This is a genomic window from Faecalibacterium sp. 7 (assembly GCF_049562865.1).
In the GTDB taxonomy this organism is placed as follows: domain Bacteria; phylum Bacillota; class Clostridia; order Oscillospirales; family Ruminococcaceae; genus Faecalibacterium; species Faecalibacterium wellingii.
Genome location: NZ_CP186911.1, coordinates 676,199 through 693,099, shown reverse-complemented (window position 1 = coordinate 693,099; position 16,901 = coordinate 676,199). Strand labels below are relative to the sequence as shown.

At 58.9% G+C, this 16,901-nt stretch carries 16 protein-coding genes and 1 pseudogene; 12 read left to right on the top strand and 5 right to left on the bottom strand.

Going from position 1 to position 16,901, the window contains the following annotated elements:
- The first annotated feature begins 204 nt into the window (after window positions 1-204).
- The 10 genes and pseudogenes from hisG (at window position 205) to ACKXF7_RS03510 (ending at window position 10,247) form a co-directional block, all read left to right on the top strand.
- On the top strand, window positions 205-1,800 hold the full coding sequence (gene hisG / locus ACKXF7_RS03555) for an ATP phosphoribosyltransferase (protein ID WP_423742160.1): 1,596 nt from the start codon (window positions 205-207) through the stop codon (window positions 1,798-1,800).
- A pseudogene (gene hisD, locus ACKXF7_RS03550) lies at window positions 1,797-3,073 on the top strand (histidinol dehydrogenase). The gene hisG and the pseudogene hisD overlap by 4 nt, the downstream one beginning before the upstream one ends.
- 11 nt (window positions 3,074-3,084) lie before the next feature.
- Window positions 3,085-4,146: a histidinol-phosphate transaminase gene (gene hisC, locus ACKXF7_RS03545; RefSeq protein ID WP_423742159.1), complete on the top strand. Its 1,062-nt coding sequence runs from the start codon at window positions 3,085-3,087 to the stop codon at window positions 4,144-4,146.
- A 3-nt stretch (window positions 4,147-4,149) separates the two neighbouring features.
- Window positions 4,150-4,746: an imidazoleglycerol-phosphate dehydratase HisB gene (gene hisB / locus ACKXF7_RS03540; RefSeq protein WP_044953903.1), complete on the top strand. Its 597-nt coding sequence runs from the start codon at window positions 4,150-4,152 to the stop codon at window positions 4,744-4,746.
- A complete protein-coding gene (hisH, locus tag ACKXF7_RS03535) occupies window positions 4,743-5,351 on the top strand; it encodes an imidazole glycerol phosphate synthase subunit HisH (protein ID WP_423742158.1) in 609 nt (202 codons plus the stop codon). Before hisB ends, hisH begins: the two co-directional genes overlap by 4 nt.
- A gap of 199 nt (window positions 5,352-5,550) precedes the next feature.
- Window positions 5,551-6,270 carry a 1-(5-phosphoribosyl)-5-[(5-phosphoribosylamino)methylideneamino]imidazole-4-carboxamide isomerase gene (gene hisA / locus ACKXF7_RS03530; protein WP_423742157.1) on the top strand — a complete coding sequence of 240 codons (720 nt, stop codon included), beginning with the start codon at window positions 5,551-5,553 and terminating at the stop codon, window positions 6,268-6,270.
- Window positions 6,271-6,286: 16 nt separating this feature from the next.
- Entirely contained in the window at window positions 6,287-7,042 is a 756-nt protein-coding gene (gene hisF, locus ACKXF7_RS03525) for an imidazole glycerol phosphate synthase subunit HisF (protein WP_423742156.1), read from the top strand.
- Window positions 7,043-7,181: 139 nt separating this feature from the next.
- The gene (gene hisIE / locus ACKXF7_RS03520; protein WP_249237790.1) at window positions 7,182-7,817 is read left to right on the top strand and encodes a bifunctional phosphoribosyl-AMP cyclohydrolase/phosphoribosyl-ATP diphosphatase HisIE; all 636 of its coding nucleotides are present in this window, start codon (window positions 7,182-7,184) and stop codon (window positions 7,815-7,817) included.
- 7 nt (window positions 7,818-7,824) lie between these two features.
- A complete protein-coding gene (locus tag ACKXF7_RS03515) occupies window positions 7,825-8,649 on the top strand; it encodes a histidinol-phosphatase HisJ family protein (RefSeq protein WP_249237791.1) in 825 nt (274 codons plus the stop codon).
- A 224-nt stretch (window positions 8,650-8,873) separates the two neighbouring features.
- Entirely contained in the window at window positions 8,874-10,247 is a 1,374-nt protein-coding gene (locus ACKXF7_RS03510; protein ID WP_423742155.1) for an MATE family efflux transporter, read from the top strand.
- 558 nt (window positions 10,248-10,805) lie between these two features.
- Here the strand turns inward: ACKXF7_RS03510 and ACKXF7_RS03505 are convergent.
- The 4 genes from ACKXF7_RS03505 to ACKXF7_RS03490 form a co-directional block, all read right to left on the bottom strand.
- Window positions 10,806-11,441, bottom strand: coding sequence for a phosphoribosyltransferase (locus ACKXF7_RS03505; protein ID WP_339394569.1), 636 nt, complete (start codon window positions 11,439-11,441; stop codon window positions 10,806-10,808).
- Between the two features lie 233 nt (window positions 11,442-11,674).
- Window positions 11,675-12,265: a twin-arginine translocation signal domain-containing protein gene (locus ACKXF7_RS03500; protein ID WP_423742154.1), complete on the bottom strand. Its 591-nt coding sequence runs from the start codon at window positions 12,263-12,265 to the stop codon at window positions 11,675-11,677.
- A gap of 169 nt (window positions 12,266-12,434) precedes the next feature.
- Complete coding sequence (locus tag ACKXF7_RS03495) at window positions 12,435-13,049, bottom strand: twin-arginine translocation signal domain-containing protein (RefSeq protein ID WP_339394571.1); 615 nt, start codon at window positions 13,047-13,049, stop codon at window positions 12,435-12,437.
- A 122-nt stretch (window positions 13,050-13,171) separates the two neighbouring features.
- Window positions 13,172-13,867 (bottom strand): helix-turn-helix transcriptional regulator, encoded by a 696-nt coding sequence (locus ACKXF7_RS03490; RefSeq protein WP_348584335.1) that lies wholly within the window; start codon window positions 13,865-13,867, stop codon window positions 13,172-13,174.
- 340 nt (window positions 13,868-14,207) lie between these two features.
- Here ACKXF7_RS03490 and ACKXF7_RS03485 point away from each other — a divergent pair, with 340 nt between their 5' ends.
- Window positions 14,208-14,882 (top strand): histidine phosphatase family protein, encoded by a 675-nt coding sequence (locus ACKXF7_RS03485; protein ID WP_249237797.1) that lies wholly within the window; start codon window positions 14,208-14,210, stop codon window positions 14,880-14,882.
- Between the two features lie 121 nt (window positions 14,883-15,003).
- Window positions 15,004-15,609, top strand: coding sequence for a Tat pathway signal sequence (locus ACKXF7_RS03480; RefSeq protein WP_423742153.1), 606 nt, complete (start codon window positions 15,004-15,006; stop codon window positions 15,607-15,609).
- A gap of 195 nt (window positions 15,610-15,804) precedes the next feature.
- Here ACKXF7_RS03480 and ACKXF7_RS03475 read toward each other — a convergent pair whose 3' ends face one another.
- The gene (locus tag ACKXF7_RS03475) at window positions 15,805-16,896 is read right to left on the bottom strand and encodes a DUF3048 C-terminal domain-containing protein (RefSeq protein WP_423742152.1); all 1,092 of its coding nucleotides are present in this window, start codon (window positions 16,894-16,896) and stop codon (window positions 15,805-15,807) included.
- Between the last annotated feature and the right edge of the window lie 5 nt (window positions 16,897-16,901).

The window sequence follows — 16,901 nt, the reverse complement described above, 5'->3', positions numbered from 1 at the left end:
ATAAAACAGAAAACACTGGCACTTTCCTACTTTACAACTTTATCTGGATAAAGTAAAATAACAATGGAACCAATTCCGTATGGAAAAGGCGCGGAGGTGCCGCGCAAAGGATCGCCGGGCAGTGAGGCCCGGCGGATGAGATAGAGGAGTCGAAAAGTGCCGGAGAACGCCGGCGATGGATGTAAGAAACAGGGGGGACCGACGATGGAATTCAGCCTTGCAAACCTGCAGCCCAAGGAGCGCGCCTCCTTTGCGCTGCGCGCCTTGTACGAAGCGGCGGGCTGCCGCAAGTACCACATGGGCCGCTTTGAGGAGTACGGCCTGTATCAGGAGAACCGCAGCTTTTTGTCGTCCGAGCAGGTCATCACCTTTACCGATCTGGATGGCCGTCTGCTGGCCCTCAAGCCGGACGTGACCCTCTCCATTGCCAAGACGGCGCAGCCCGCCCCCGGCGAGACCCTGCGCTACTACTACCACGAGAATGTCTACCGCCCTTCCGCCGAGAGCCACACCTTTAAAGAGATCAGCCAGATGGGCCTTGAGATGCTGGGCGCGGTGGGCGAAGCACAGGTGCAGCAGGCCGTGTGTCTGGCGGCGCGGTCGCTGGATGCGCTGGGGGCCGAGTGGGTGCTGGAAGTGAGCCACATGGGCTACCTGTTCGGCCTGTTCGACGCGCTGGGCGTGCCGGATGCCGCCCGCGCAAAGCTGCTGGAAAAGCTGCGGGAGAAAAACGCCCACGAGCTGCGGGCTGCAGCCGGAGCCGCCGGTCTTGCCGATGCGGCCGATACCCTGTGCAGCGTGCTGAGCCTCTGCGGCAGCTATGCCGATACCCTTGCAAAGGCCGCTGCCCTGTGCCGCAATGACGCCATGCGCGCAGCGGTGGCCGAGCTGGAAGCGCTGGCTGTGCCGCTGGAAAAGGCGGGCGGCGTCATCCGGCTGGACATGACCCTGGCCGGTGAGATGGAATACTACAACGGCCTTGTGTTTCAGGGCTATCTGAAAGCCCTGCCCCGCCCCCTGCTCAAGGGCGGCCGCTACGACCTGCTGATGCAGAAGTTCACCCCCGGTGCCGGTGCTATTGGCTTTGCGGTCTATCTGGACGAGCTGGACCGCCTGAGCGCCCCGCTGCCGCCGGTGCAGAAGAACAGCACCGACAGGGTGATGCTGAACGTGGCCCTGCCCAAGGGCCGTCTGGGTGATAAGGTGTATCATCTGCTGGCGGGCATCGGCTACGGCTGCCCGGAGGACTACAACGCCACCCGCAAGCTGGTGGTGGAAAACCCGGAGGCCGGCATCCGCTACTTCCTCGTCAAGCCCAGCGATGTTGCCATCTATGTGGAGCACGGCGCCGCCGATGTGGGCATCGTGGGCAAGGATATCCTCACCGAGGCTTCTGCCGATGTGTACGAGCTGCTGGACACCGGCCTTGGCAAATGCCGCATGTGCGTTGCCGCCCCGGCCGATTACCAAGACGACCCCAGCCGCCCGGTGCGGGTGGCCACCAAATTCGTCAATATTGCAAAGAGCTACTACGCATCCATAGGGCGGGACATCGATATCATCAAGCTGAACGGCTCCATTGAGCTGGCCCCCATTCTGGGCCTTTCGGACGTCATCGTGGATATCGTGGAGACCGGCACCACCCTGCGGGAGAACGGCCTGAAGGTGGTCACCGAGTTCATGCCCATCTCGGCCCGGTTCATTGCCAACAAGGCCAGCTACCAGTTCAAGCACGCCGAAATGGACACCATGCTGGAAAAGCTGCGGGCAGAACTGCAGAACAAGGAGGAAGCAAAATGATCAAGCTGTATAACTTTGACGAGCTCAGGCCCGAAGAAATTTTGAACCGCGATATCCGCGCGGAAAAGAACGTGGAGGACGTGGTGGACGGCATCATTGCCGATGTGCGCGCCCGGGGCGACGATGCCCTGAAGGATTACGCGCTGAAATTTGACGGCGCGAAGATCGATGCCCTGCAGGTGACGCAGGAGGAAATCGACGAGGCCTTTGCGAATATGGACCCCTACTTCCTCGAAACGCTGCGCGAAGCCGCTGCCAACATCGAGAGCTTCCACCGCCAGCAGGTGCACAAGAATTTTGTGGTGAACGACAAGCCCGGCATCGTGCTGGGCCAGAAATATACCCCCATTGAAAAGGCCGGTGTCTATGTGCCCGGCGGCACGGCGGCCTATCCCTCCACCGTGCTCATGGACGTGATCCCGGCAAAGGTGGCAGGCGTATCCGAGATCGTCATGACCACCCCCGCCGGAAAGGACGGCAGGGTGAACCCGGTCATCCTTGCCGCCGCTGCCACCGCAGGCGTGACCAAAATCTTCAAGACCGGCGGCGCACAGGCTGTGGCGGCTCTCGCCTACGGCACCCAGAGCATCCCCGCGGTGGATAAGATCGTTGGCCCCGGCAACATCTACGTTGCCACCGCCAAGCGCAAGGTATTCGGCAAGGTGGGCATCGATATGATCGCAGGCCCCAGCGAAATTCTGGTGCTGGCCGACGGCGGCTGCAACCCCGCATGGGTGGCGGCGGATCTGCTGAGTCAGGCCGAACACGACAAACTGGCAAGCCCCGTTCTCGTCACCGACAGCCCGGAGCTGGCCAAGGCCGTGCAGGCGGAGCTGGAGGTGCAGATCCGCAGCTGCCCCGTGCCGCCATCGCCCGCGCCAGCGTGGACGACAACGGCAAGATCATCCTCTGCACCGACCTGCACAAGGCCATCGAGGCCTGCAATATCATTGCACCGGAACATCTGGAAGTGTGCGTGGAGGACCCCTTCGGTGTGCTGAACGAGATCAAAAACGCAGGCAGCATCTTCCTTGGCCGCAACGTGCCGGAAGCGCTGGGCGATTACTTTGCAGGCCCCAACCACACCCTGCCCACCAGCGGCACCGCCCGCTTCTCCAGCCCCTTGGGCGTAGACGACTTTGTAAAGAAGTCCAGCTTCCTCTACTACACCCGGGAAGCGCTGGGCGAAGTAGCCCCCCGCATCGCCGATTTTGCCGAGCGCGAGGGCCTGCACGCCCACGCCCGCAGCGTGACCATCCGGTATGAAAAGTGAGGATTTGAACCATGAGTAAATTCCTTTCTCCCACGCTGGCCGCTGTCACCCCCTACACCCCGGGTGAGCAGCCGCAGGATCAGCAGTACATCAAACTGAATACCAACGAAAGCCCCTATCTGCCCTCCCCGGCGGTGATAGCCGCCGTGAGCGAGCACGAGGTGGAAAAGCTGCGCCTTTACTCCGACCCCGCCTGTGCCGACCTGCTCAAGGCGGCCGCAGCCCACTTCGGCCTGCAGCCGGAGCAGATCATGCCCGGCAACGGCAGCGACGAGAACCTCTTCTTTGCGCTGCGTGCCTTCTGCGACGCAGACCACCCGCTGGCCTATGCCGACATCACCTACGGCTGCTACGGCGTGTGGTGTGGGCTGATGCACATTCCCAGCCACATCATCCCGCTGAAAGCGGATTTCACCCTTGACCCGAAGGATTACTACGGCCTGAACCAGACCATCGTCCTTGCAAACCCCAACGCCCCCACCGGCATTGCACTGCCCCGGGCAGAAATAGAAGGCATCCTGAAAGCAAACCCCGACAGCGTGGTGATCGTGGACGAGGCCTATGTGGACTTTGGCGGCGAGAGCTGCGTGCCCCTCATCGACCAGTACGAGAACCTGCTGGTGGTACAGACCTTTTCCAAGTCCCGGCAGCTGGCCGGTGCGCGTCTGGGTCTGGCCATGGGCAATGCAAAGCTCATTGCCGACCTGAACCGGGTCAAGTTCAGCCTGAACCCCTACAACATCAACCGCCTGACCCTGAAAGCCGGGCAGGCCGCGCTGGAAGACACCGCTTATTTTGACAGGACCCGCGCCGCCATCGTGGATACCCGCACATGGACAAAACAGCAGCTGGAACAGCGGGGCTTTGCCGTGCTGAACAGCCGCTCCAACTTCCTGTTCGCAAGTACCGACCGGAAAGACGGCAAGATACTCTACAAAGAGTTGAAGAAAAACGGCATTCTGGTGCGCCATTTTGACGTGCCCCGCATCCAGAACTGGCTGCGCATCACCATTGGCACATCGGAACAGATGAAGATATTCGTGAACACACTGGATAAGATCATGGAGGAATGAACCATGCCGAACCGAATGATCTCGCTGGAACGCAACACCAATGAGACCCAGATCGACCTGACCCTTGATCTGGACGGCACCGGCCGCTACGAGGTGGACACCGGGTGCGGCTTTCTGAACCACATGCTGGAGTTGTTCGCCCGCCATGGCCGGTTCGATCTGGTGCTTACCTGCCACGGCGATGTGCAGGTGGACTACCACCACACCACCGAGGATGTGGGCATTGCGCTGGGGCAGGCCTTTGCACGGGCACTGGGCGATATGCGCGGCATCCAGCGCTACGGCAGCTTCTACCTGCCCATGGACGAAGCACTGATTTTGTGCGCCGTTGATCTTTCGGGCCGCTGCACCCTGAACTGGGACGTCCGTTGCAGCACCGAAAAGGTGGGCGATTTTGACGTGGAGTGCGCTAAGGAATTCTGGCTGGGCTTTGCCCGCAGCGTGCCTGCCACTGTCCACTTTGTACAATTTGCGGGAGAAAATACCCACCACATCCTCGAGGCCTGCTTCAAGGGCGCAGGCCATGCACTGGGCGCGGCCGTGAAGATCGACGAAGCTCACAAGGACGAGATCCCTTCCACGAAAGGACTGCTGGTATGATCGCAATTATCGATTACGGCGTGGGCAACCTGTTCAGCCTGAAGTCCAGCCTGAAGCAGCTGGGGCTGGAAGCCGTTGTGACTGCGGACGCGGACACCATCCGCAAAGCCGACCGGCTCATCCTGCCGGGCGTGGGCGCTTTTGCCGATGCCATGGCAAAGCTGGAGGCAACGGGCCTTGTGCCGGTCATCAAAGAAGAAGCCGAAAAGAAGCCGCTGCTGGGCATCTGCCTCGGTATGCAGCTGCTGTTTGAAAAGAGCTACGAGTACGGTGAGCACGAAGGCCTTGGCTTTGTGAAGGGCAAAGTCTGCCCGCTGGAGCCCGACCTTGCGGACAAGAGCCTGAAGGTGCCGCAGATCGGCTGGAACGCCTTGCACATTGTAAAGGACGACCCGCTGTTCCAGTACATCCGTGAGGGAGAATACGTCTATTACGTCCACAGCTACTACGGCAAAAACTGCGCCGAAAGCACGCTGGCCGTGAGCGATTATTCCATCCCGGTCACCGGCGCGGTGCGGGCGGGGCGGGTGTACGGCACCCAGTTCCACCCGGAAAAGAGCGGCGACACCGGACTGCGGATTTTGAAGGCGTTTGCGGAGCTATAACCCTCTCAGTCAACGCCTGCGGCGTTGCCAGATTCCCCTTTTTGTCACCTACGGTGACATCTTCCCCCGGAGCGGGGGAAGTCTTTCCTCGAAGGGGGAGCTTCTAAAGAGTCAACCGTAAAATGCAAAAAGCTCTCCCTTCGGGAGAGCTGGCGAGCGAATGCGAGCCTGAGAGGGTTCGTTTCTGAAGGAGATTTAAATGCAATTATTTCCAGCCATTGACCTGCGGGGCGGCAAAGTGGTGCGTCTGACGCAGGGCGATTACGACCGCATGACCGTCTACGGCGAGGACCCCTGCGCACAGGCGCGGGAGTTCCTTGCGGCGGGTGCCAAAAACCTGCACGTCGTCGATCTGGACGGCGCAAAGGACGGTACCCTTTCCAACTATGATACCATTGCCGCGCTGGCAAAGCAGGGCGGTTTGTACATTGAGGTGGGCGGCGGCATCCGCACCGAGGAACGCATTGAAACATATCTCTCCCTCGGCGTGGGCCGCTGCATTCTGGGCAGTGTGGCGGTGACGGATTTTGACTTTACCGCCCGGATGCTGCAGAAATACGGCGATAAAATTGCCGTGGGTGTGGACGCAAAGGACGGCTATGTGGCCATCCATGGCTGGAAGGAGGTAAGCCGGGAGCCGGGCGTGGACTTCTGCAGGCGTCTGGCCGCCGCCGGATGCACCGCCATCATCTATACGGACATTGCCTGCGACGGTGCCATGAAGGGCACCAATCTGGGCCTGTACCGCCAGCTGGCAGAGAAAGTGCCCGGCGTAGCCTTTACGGCCAGCGGCGGCATCTCGTCCGAAGCGGAGCTGCTGGAGCTGAAAAAAATGGGCACTGCCGCTGCCATTTTGGGCAAGAGCCTGTACACCGGCGCACTGGACCTTGCGCGCTGCGTGCAGCTGGTGCAGGTGTGAACGGAGGGGAAACGACATGATTACCAAACGCATTATCCCCTGTCTCGATGTGCGTAATGGCCGCATAGTCAAGGGCACGAACTTTGAAGGCATCCGGGACGTGGCCGACCCGGTGGAAATGGCCCGCATGTACAACGCTGCCGGTGCCGATGAGCTGGTGTTCTACGATATCACCGCCAGCTTTGAAGGGCGGGCGCTGTTCACGGATATCCTGACCCGCGTCGCCAGCGAAATTTTTATCCCGCTCACGGTGGGCGGCGGCATCAATACGCTGGAAGACTTCGACCGGGTGCTCAAGTGCGGTGCGGATAAGGTCAGCGTCAACTCGGGCGCACTGAAGGACCCCGGCCTCATCCCGGCGGCGGCACAGCGCTACGGCAACCAGTGTGTGGTGCTCTCTGCCGATGTAAAGCGGGTGGACGGCCAGTTCCGGGTGTTCGCCAAGGGCGGGCGCGAGGACACCGGCCGGGATGCACTGGACTGGATCAGCTGGTGCGTGGACCACGGCGCGGGTGAGATCTGCCTGAACAGCATCGATACCGACGGCGTGCGCAGCGGATTCGACCTTGAGATGCTGGATGCAGTTGCGGCGCGGGTGAACGTGCCCATCATTGCCAGCGGCGGCGCAGGCAAAAAGGAAGACTTTCTGGAGCTGTTCCACCACAAGGGCATCGATGCAGGCCTTGCCGCGGGCATCTTCCACCAGAAGCTGCTGACCATCCGGGATCTGAAGGAATACCTCAACGCAAACGGCGTGGAGATGCGGCTGTAACGCCGGGACATTTCTCCCCGGCGCGGGGAAAAGCCGTAACGCGAAACTGGATTTCCGCAAAAACAACCCGCAAACTCTTGCGTTTGCGCACCGAATACGCTAAACTAGTAATATCCCCATCCGGGGAGGGAGAACCGTTATGAATCTGAAATTTGATGAGAAGGGCCTGATCCCTGCCATCGTGCAGGACCACTACACCAAAGAGGTGCTCACCCTCGCATACATGAACGCCGAGACGCTGGCACTCACCATCGCCGAGGGCCGTACCGTGTTCTGGAGCCGCAGCCGTCAGGAGATCTGGCGCAAGGGCGAGACCAGCGGCAATGTGCAGCGGGTGGTGTCCATCACCGCCGACTGCGACGCAGATGCACTGGTGGTGGAAGTGGTCAAATCCGGCCCCGCCTGCCACACCGGCGCCGAGAGCTGCTTCTTCAACGAAGTATACGTCTCGCCGGAGCTGAAGCAGTTCAGCTGGCAGGGCCTGTATGAGCTCATCAAGGGCCGCAAGACCGATCCGCAGGAGGGCAGCTATACCACCTACCTGTTCGAGAAGGGCAAGGAGAAGATCCTGAAAAAGGTGGGCGAAGAGTGCACCGAGGTCATCATTGCGGGCGAAAAAGAGGATAAGGAAGAAACCGTTTACGAGATCAGCGATCTTGCCTACCATGTTCTGGTGCTGATGGTCAGCGCCGGCATCACGGTGGAGGATGTGACCCGTGAACTGGAAAAACGTCACGTCATTGACCACAAGGTCAAACAGGAAAGGATGCAGTGAATTATCTATGGCAGATTATAAGAAGTCCAGTGTCCATTGCCACTCCACCATGTGTGATGGCAAAAATACCTTGCAGGATATGGCAAGTGCTGCATGTGCGCAGGGCTTGACCACGCTGGGCTTTACCGGCCATAGCTACACCCAGCGCGACCGCGAATACTGCATGAGCCCCAGCCGCACCGCCCAGTACAAGGCCACCATCGCAAAGCTCAAGGCCGAATACAGGGGCAAGGTGGATATCCTGTGCGGCATCGAGTGGGACATCCTCAGCGAGGACAAGCGCACCGGCTACGATTACTGGATCGGCAGCGCACACCACCTGTACGGCAAGAACACCGGCAAGTATTATGAGATCGACTTCCGTCCGCAGGACCTGTGGGACTGCATCAACGACGACTTTGACGCAGATCCGCTGGCCGCAGTGGAAGCCTACTTTGCCGAGGTGGAAAAGGTGGCTGCCCTCAAGCCGGATATTCTGGCCCACATCGACCTGATCAAGAAGCTGAATGCCAACGGCGAGTTCTTCGACGAAGAGTCGCCCCGCTACAAGGCCGCTGCCCTCAAGGCCCTGCAGGCCGCAAAGGCGAACGACTGCCTGCTGGAAGTGAACACCGGCAGCGTCTACCGCGGCTACCGCAAGGACTTCTACCCCGGCCCGTGGCTGCTGGGCGAGTGGCAGAAGATGGGCGGCAAGGTCATCATCACCTCGGACTCTCACGACATTAACAGCCTGACCTTCGGCTTTGACGAAGCTGCCGCCGCCATCAAGGCTGCAGGCTTTACCAGTGTGCAGGTGCTCACTGGTAACGGCTTTGAGACGCAGGAGCTGTAACGATTTAGAATTGCCTCCGCTTGCGCTCTGGCAATAAATAGCGGAAAATTGGTTTATCTTTGCAAATCTGGAAAATCTGCGGATTTTCCAGATTTGTCTTTTCACGAGAAGAGCCCGTGCGGGCAGCTTCATCGGAAAAAGCAACAGCATCACACGGCAAAACAAGGGGCTGACTTTTGTGCAGTCCCTTGTTTGCGGTAAAAATAGAACTTTGGAGGAACCCTATGACCCACGCGCAGCCCCAAAAGAAAAGTTTATGGAACATGAATGTGGACCTGATGCACGGGCCTATTTTTAAAAGCCTGCTGCTCTTCATGCTGCCCATTCTGGTTTCCAATCTGTTCCAGCAGCTCTACAACACGGTGGATACCATGATCGTGGGCAATGTGCTGGGCGACACGGCCCTTGCCGCCATTGGCTCCTGCGGTTCGATCTACGAGCTTTTAGTCGGCTTTGGCATCGGTATCGGCAATGGCCTTGCCATCGTTGCGGCGCGCTCCTACGGCGCACAGGACGAAGACCTGCTCAAGCGCACCGTGACCGGCTCCATCGTCATTGGGCTGATTGCTTCGCTGGTCATCACGGCGGCGGGCTTTTTGGGGCTGCGTCCCCTGCTGCAGCTGCTGGACACCCCGGCGGAGATCCTGGAAGAAGCCTACAGCTACATCATCGTCATCGATCTTGGCGTGATCGTCATGTTCCTGTACAACCTGTGCGCCGGTCTGCTGCGCGCCATCGGCAACAGCGTGATGCCGCTGGTGTTCCTGCTCATCAGCTCGGCGCTGAACGTGGGGCTGGATCTGTGGTTCATTGCCGGCGTTGGCATGGGCGTGCGGGGCGCAGCGGTGGCAACGGTCATTGCACAGGGCATTTCGGTGGTGCTGTGCATCCTGTATGTGCTGGCAAAGGTGCGCATCCTCATCCCGGAGAAGAAGCACCTTGCCGTGGGCTCCCACCTCTATTGGGAGCTGTTCAGCCAGAGCATCTCCATGGGCCTGATGAGCAGTATCGTCTCGGCGGGCTCTGTGGTGCTGCAGTACGGCATCAACGGTCTGGGCACCCTGACCATCGCAGGCCACACCGCCGCCCGTAAGCTGTTCGCCTTTACGGATATGCCGCTGATCTCCATGGCGAATGCAGGCTCTACCTTCGTCTCCCAGAACCGCGGCGCAAACCAGCCCGACCGTGTGCGCAGGGGGATGCGGCAGATGTATCTGTACTCCGTGGCGGTGATGATCGCGGCGGTCTTCCTGATGAAGTTTGGCGCAGAATGGATGGTGCGGCTCATCTCCGGCTCCACGGAGCCCATCGTGCTGGAAAACGGTGCGCGGTACCTGCTGTGGAACGCACCGTTCTATGCGGTGCTGGGGGTGCTGCTGTGCACCCGCTACGCGCTGCAGAGCCTTGGCCAGAAGGTCCTGCCGCTGTTCTCCAGCGTGATCGAGCTGGTGGGCAAGGTGATCTTTGTGCTGGTGTTCATCCCGAAATTCCAGTACAATGCGGTCATCCTGTGCGAGCCCATCATCTGGTGCTTCATGGCGCTGTATCTGGTGCTGGTGTATCTGCACGAGCCCTTTGTGTTCCCGAAAAAGAAGTAAAAACAGGGCTTTGCAGCGATAAAAGCGACTGCAAAGCCCTGTTGTGTTTTGATGAAAAGTATAACATTATAAACGCAGTACGAGTTGCGGCTCCCAGCATCCGCTGCGTGCCTTGGACGGCACTTGCGTCTTGCTGGCCGCGGCCCCAACAGCTTCTCCCTGCTTCTGCCGCAGGCAGCGGTCGTCGCTGTTGCAGCTTTTCTCCTTACCGGCACCTGAGCGCGCCGGGTAAAGAGATTTTTCTTGAAATCTCGCTCCCCCGGACGCTTGAGGGCGGAAAGGGGGGATGCACCATGACGTTTGAACAGGTCGTATTGCTGCTCACGCTTCTCGGCGGAGCGATCTACGTTACGTTTGAAATTACATGGACTGTTTCTCACAGCGATAGACGCAAGAAAAAATGACCGCCTCCAGCTACCAACTTGAACGGTCATTTTTCTTGATCTGATTCAGTAAGGAGCGAGCCGTTTGCGGGCCAGCGCCTTTCTATTTATAGTATAATCATTTCACAAGGGACTGTCAAGGGCGCATCCGTGAGCACTTGACAGCCTTTTTACGTTACAGCGCCGAATAGCCAAAGCTGTTCACCAGCGCATCGATGTGCTGGCCGGCCTTGCACATGGGGCAGTCGCGGCTGTCGAAGCTGGCGTAGTCCGGCAGGCTGGAGGGGTCGAAGATCGAGGTGACCTCATAGCCCATGCACTCGTGGGTGGTGGCGAAGATGGCAGAAAGGCCCGCCACCATGCCGCCGTAGTAGTTCACGGCTTCCACAGCGGCCTGTACGGTGTAGCCGGTGGTGAGGGAAGCGGCCAGAATGAGCACATGCTTGCCCTTGACCATGGGGGCCAGATTGTCGCGCAGAATGATCTGACTGCCGGTGGTGTACTCCGGTGTGATGACATAGATGGTCTGGTGGGCGTTCATGTTGGCAAAGCCGTCCTTGGTCAGCTCGTTGGCAAGGCAGGTGCCGATGACCTGCGTGCCGTCCAGACAGAGCACGGTATCCACGATGGTACTGTGCTGGTAGGCGGAAACCAGCTCCTTTGCCACGGCTCTGGCCTCGGAAAGACGGGACTTCTGGGTAGTGACGTCGATGTAATAGTTGATATGGCTGTGGCTGGTGGCAAAGTGGCCCTTTGCCACGCGCAGGAACAAGTTGCTTTTCTTGGTGGGAAGCTTTACCATGTTGATCATCGAAACAGCACTCCTTTTTTCAGGTTCTTCGGGTCGCCCCTCAAATGCAAAAAGCACCGCATCCCTGCGATGCTCTTTCACGTTTTTATATCCCTATTGTACCGAAAAACGGCCCTGTGCACAAGGCACAAAACAACTAAAATGCTTTGGCTGTTTTACAGCATAACTTCCAAAAACTGGGATACAAAAAGGCCCGCACCCTGCGGGTGCGGGCCTTTGATGTATCAAGAAAATCAGATGGTGGTTTTGAACAGGGAGGTAATATCCCAAGTTGCGTAAACATCGCCATAAGTGTCGTTATCCTTGCCCAGAGCATTGTGGCGGGGGAAGTACTGGATGTAAACAGCCTTAGCTTTTTCCACATCAGCCTTTACACTAGTCGGGATGATAACAGTTACCGTGGCATGCGCTTCTTCTTTGATTGGCAGACCATCGCCACCGGTGGACGTCAGAGAACCGTCAGCACTGGTAACATAATGGTTTCCGTCATCAGTAACATACTTCAACTGATAGTGGGGAGCTGTGATACCGGTGCCTTCCGAAATAGGATAGTGGGTGAATACCAGATTGAGAGTGCCGGAACTAGAAGTATACGAACCGTCCTTCTTCAGAACGAGGTAATCCTGTGTGCCGCCAATACCCAAAAAGCCGCCAGACTTGCCGCTAAAGGTCAGCTTGCAGTCAGCTTCTTTGTTATAGGTGCCGAAAGGACGGTTGGGGTTGGAGAAGCTGCCACATCCGGTGAACATGCTGGAACCGGCAACGGCAACGGCTGCAACAGCAGAGTACTTCATAAAGTCACGGCGGGAGAATGTATAAGACATAATAATTCCTCCTTTGAATAACAAATCATATAAGTATAAGGCCTTGCGGCGTTACCTATAAAATAGGCGAAAACGGGGCAAAAGTCAATGCTTTTGGCAAAATAAAAGTATGAAAATTTGAGCAGCAACGTACATTCCGGACGAAATTTCGTCTCAGGAAACCGTTCTCTCAGGCGCGGGTCATGTCGGCGGCGGCCATGTTGAAGGTGATGGTCTTATCCGCCACAAAGGTGGGCATGTAGGTGATCTGCAGGTTCTGCCAGCCCTTGGGGACCATCAGCATCAGCTGCAGATAGCCGCTGCCCTGCGGGGGCAGGTTGGTGGACTCGGAGAAGGTCTGGGAGTTGGAGTTGTACAGCGAGATATTGGCACCGCACTCCACACCCTGACCGTCGCAGGAAGCGGCAAAGTCGGTGGAAGCAGCAGCCAGTGCGTGGAAGTTGGCGTCCACGTTCTCCTGCGGGGGCACAGGATAAGCTGCGTTGATCTCGGCCAGATTCTGTGCGCCGATGTTGAAGGTCTGGTTCTTGGTACGGTTGACCACGGTGACCAGCACAGCGATATATTCATAACCCTCCTGTGCAGGAGCGGTGTCGATGCGGAACAGGCTGGTCAGCATCACGCCAAGGCCGTTCCAGTTGCTGATCTTATCGCCGACCTTGACATCCACGATGGTGTCACCGCCGCTCTGCTGGCAGCCGCCCAGCAGGCCTGCTGCACCCAGAGCAACAGCGGATGCGCCGGTGCACTTGAGGAACGTACGGCGGGAAATGGGATTCGACATAAAGAGATCCTCCTTATCGATCGGAAAAAACGTATTCCAGAATATTCTAATTTGTTTATACCCTTTCTGCCCGCAAGATGCAAGGGTTTCGGGGCTGAATTTACAGCTTTTTCACAGGAATATCACCCTTCGGGAGAAAGGCCCTTCACATGCGTCTCGCTGGTTTTGACCAGATTTAACAGGCTGGGGGTATAAAGCGGGAACTCCCGGGTCAGGCTTTCGGTGGTCATGGAAAGGCAGGCCGGGTCCTTGACGCCCTCGCCGCCGTTCACATCCTGGCCGGTCAGCAGGGCTTCCACGTTGGCCTCGGACATGCGCATCACGGCGTCGGAGCAGCCGCGCCAGCGGATGGGCTCGATGCTGAACAGGCTGGCGGCGTTGTGGGGCTCTGCCGAGTACAGCAGGCGGAACATCTTTGCCACCGCCATCATCAGGTAGGTGCTTACCTCGGTGGTCAGGGCCTTGCTGTGGCACTGGCCGATCTTGGCGTACAGCACATTCAGGCTGTTGGAGATCAGCTTTTTGTTCATGGTGGGCAGCACACTGCCGTGGTAGATATTATCCTTCATCTTATCCGGGTTCGGGATGTCCTCTGCGGAGAGCATCATGCCGTTGCGCTCTGCACTGCGGCCCAGAAGATAATCGCAGGAGACATTATAATAATCGGCCACACGCACCACAAAATCCAGACCGCATTCGCGGATGCCTTTTTCATAGTGGGAAAGCAAAGCCTGCGAAACGCCCAGATCCTCGGCGGCCTGCTTCTGGGTGATGCCGCGCTCCTTGCGCAGCAGCTTGATGATACGGTTGAATTCCATGATTTTTGGCTCCTCAAAGTTCGGTGGAATGGAACATCCTTGTTTTTGGTTTACAGCAGGTTGATTATACACAACGGAAAACCTTTTGTAAAGCAAGAAAAGTGACGATATTTTCCGTTGATTTTCGTCATTTTTGTCAAAAGGCTTGCTCTGGATACCATATCTATGTTAAACTAAAGGTATTAACGCATACATTTTGTGGCGTGCGCAAAGCGGCTGCCGCCGCCAAAAGGTGAAAAATCTGGCAGACGGGATGATTTTCTGCCAGATTTTTTCTCCGCAGCGGAACCGGCAGCCTGTTTTCGCGCAGGCCGCACAGCGATAAAGAGAGGCACTACCCATGAAAACTTTCAAGCTTCACCTCATCCGTCACGGCATGACTGCCGGCAACCTGCAGGGCCTGTACATCGGCAGCGGCACGGACATCCCTCTGTGCGATGAGGGCCGCGCTCAGCTGGCGGAGCTAAAGGAGCGGTTCGAGTATCCGCAGGTGGATACCGTGTTCTCCTCTCCCCTGCTGCGTGCAGTGGAGACGGCAAACATCCTGTTCCCGGATGCAAAGCACACTTTTACGGTCCACGACCTGCGGGAGGCCGGTTTTGGCAAGTTTGAGAACAAGCCTGTCAAGGAGCTGGTGCACGACGAGGACTTTAAAAAGTGGATCACGCCGGGTTCCAACTATCTGCCGGAAGGGGCAGAGCCCACCGACCAGTTCCACGCCCGCTGCGCCGAGAGCCTGATGAAGCTGTTTGAGTATATGATCCGCATGGATGTGACCGAGGCTGCCTGCGTGACCCACGGCGGCGTCATTATGAGCATGCTCAGCCAGCGCGCCGTGCCCACCCGCCACCCGGAGCAGTGGATGGCAGACCCCGGCTGCGGCTACACCGTGCAGACCGATGTGCAGCTGTGGATGCGGGACCGTCTGGTGGAAGCCATCGACATCGTTCCCTTTGGCTATGCCGACACCCTGCGCGGTCAGGCCGAAGCCGAGGAAAACGAGGCCTTTGAATAACAAGCCGCTTTTACAGTTGAAAGTGCGGGTAAGGAAACAGTTACAGTTTTGGCCTATCCCTTGACAGAAACAGCACAATCCTTTATTGTATAAGGAAACGATTGCTTTAGGAGGAAGTTCCATGTCCCAGTCCATTTCCCGCCGGTCATTCCTGAAATGTGCCGGTTCCGGTGCGGTCAGCCTTGCGGCAGCGCTGCTCACCGGTGTATCTGCTGCGGCGCAGCAGCCGCATCTTGCGGGCGAGCCTGCCCTGCTGGACGGCAAGGCGGCCGTGGAGCTGCTGGGCTATGCCCCTGCGCAGGAAATGGGCAATGTGCTGGTGTATCTCTCGGTGGAAAACCTCTCTGCCGCTGCCCTGCCGGTGGGCGCAAGCTATCTGCAAAGCCGCGAGGTGCACACCCTCAGCGACCTGTACAGCATGGGCACCGGCGTCACCGCCGTATGTGACGGCAAGCCGGTGCGCTGCGGCAGCTTTGCCGCGCCGCTCTATGGCGAGAACGCGGCGGACGCTTCGGTGTTCACCCTGAACCTGACGGCGGGCCGCGGCGCGCTGCTGCACTGCTTCTGCGCTGTGCCGGAGAGCTGGCAGACGCTGGAACTGACCTACCACCCGGACTTTGCGGCAGGCCGCAGCGTGGCCTTCACCGTCCACCGCAGCACCGACAAGGCTGTTCTGGGTATGGTGCCTGCTTCCCCTGCCGAAGTGGGCAGCGTAGTGGATCTGTAAAGGTCCCTCTCAGGCGCTGACGCGCCAACTCTCCCGAAGGGCGAGCTTGGATGTATCTGCCGGTTTCCACCTCAAAAGCTCCCCCTTTGGGGGAGCTGGCATCGCGCAGCGATGACTGAGAGGGTCGAACCCAAAACATAGAAAAAGACCATCTGAGAAGCATTCAAAATGCCTCAGATGGTCTTTTTTGTTCTGTCAGTTCAGCGCATTCTGCCCGGCAGAGTCCAGCACGGTCAGCTCCTGCCCGGTCACGCTGGACACCATTGCGATGTAGCTGCGGCCGGCGCAGATGGACAGCGGCCTGCCGTCTGCATCGTAGAAGACAAAAGTGGAATCGGTCCCCTGCGTCCATGTGATGTGCCACAGCCGCCCGCCGTTCAGCCATACACCGCCGCCAAAGGAAAGGTCGTAGTCCAGCGTAAGACCGTCGTCCCGCAGGCTGGACGCGGAGTAGAGGACCAGAAGATTATCGAACTGGGCCTGCGTGCCGGTGTTGGCGTCCAGCTGGGCGCTGCCGTCGGCGCGGAGCATCCCATAGCTGCCGCTGGCGGCATCGTAGGCAAAGCCGGTGGTGCTCTGCGGGGCAAAGTTTATCAGCACCTGTTCGGCGTCCCGGGAACCGGGCTCCGGCAGGCGGGGCTCTTTGGCCTGCGGCAGAAGGGCGGGCAGAGCGGAAATGGCAGAGCTGTCCTCGGCGGTGCTGGCCGAGGAGGAAGCGCTGCTGCCGTGGTCGCCCAATGCGCCGGAAAGGTTCAGGCGGCCCAGCACGGAAGTAATCTCCTCGCCGCTGGTGTGCCACAGCGGCGCGCCGCTCCAGACATCATCGCAGGAAAAGGCGTTGCGGCCCACTTCCAGCGCATCTACGGCCCGGAGGTTATAGTAGTCCAGATAGTTGCGGGTAAACTGGCCTGCGCCCCGCTGGATGGGCAGCACCTCCTGCCCGCTGAGCAGCCGCCAGTAAAGGTCCTGCCCCAGCGTGACCGGGCCGACGGTGGGCATGGCCGACACCGACGGATAGGCCAGACACAGGCTGGTGGGCCGGTCGTTTACGGTCAGGGCCTCCAGCACCACCGAAGCGCTGCCAATGCCCCACTGGGTGGTGCTGGCGGGCGCATTGTCGATGACGACAGCGGCGACCCGCTCGCCGGGATACTGCAGCTCCTGCCCGGTCAGCGGGTCGGCAGGCGCAGAGCCGGCCGGTGCGGTGCTGCCGTTAAAGGTGCACCCGCACAGCAGCGCAGCGCACAGCACCGCAGTGCCAAGGGCCAGATTCCAGATGCGTTTCATGCTGT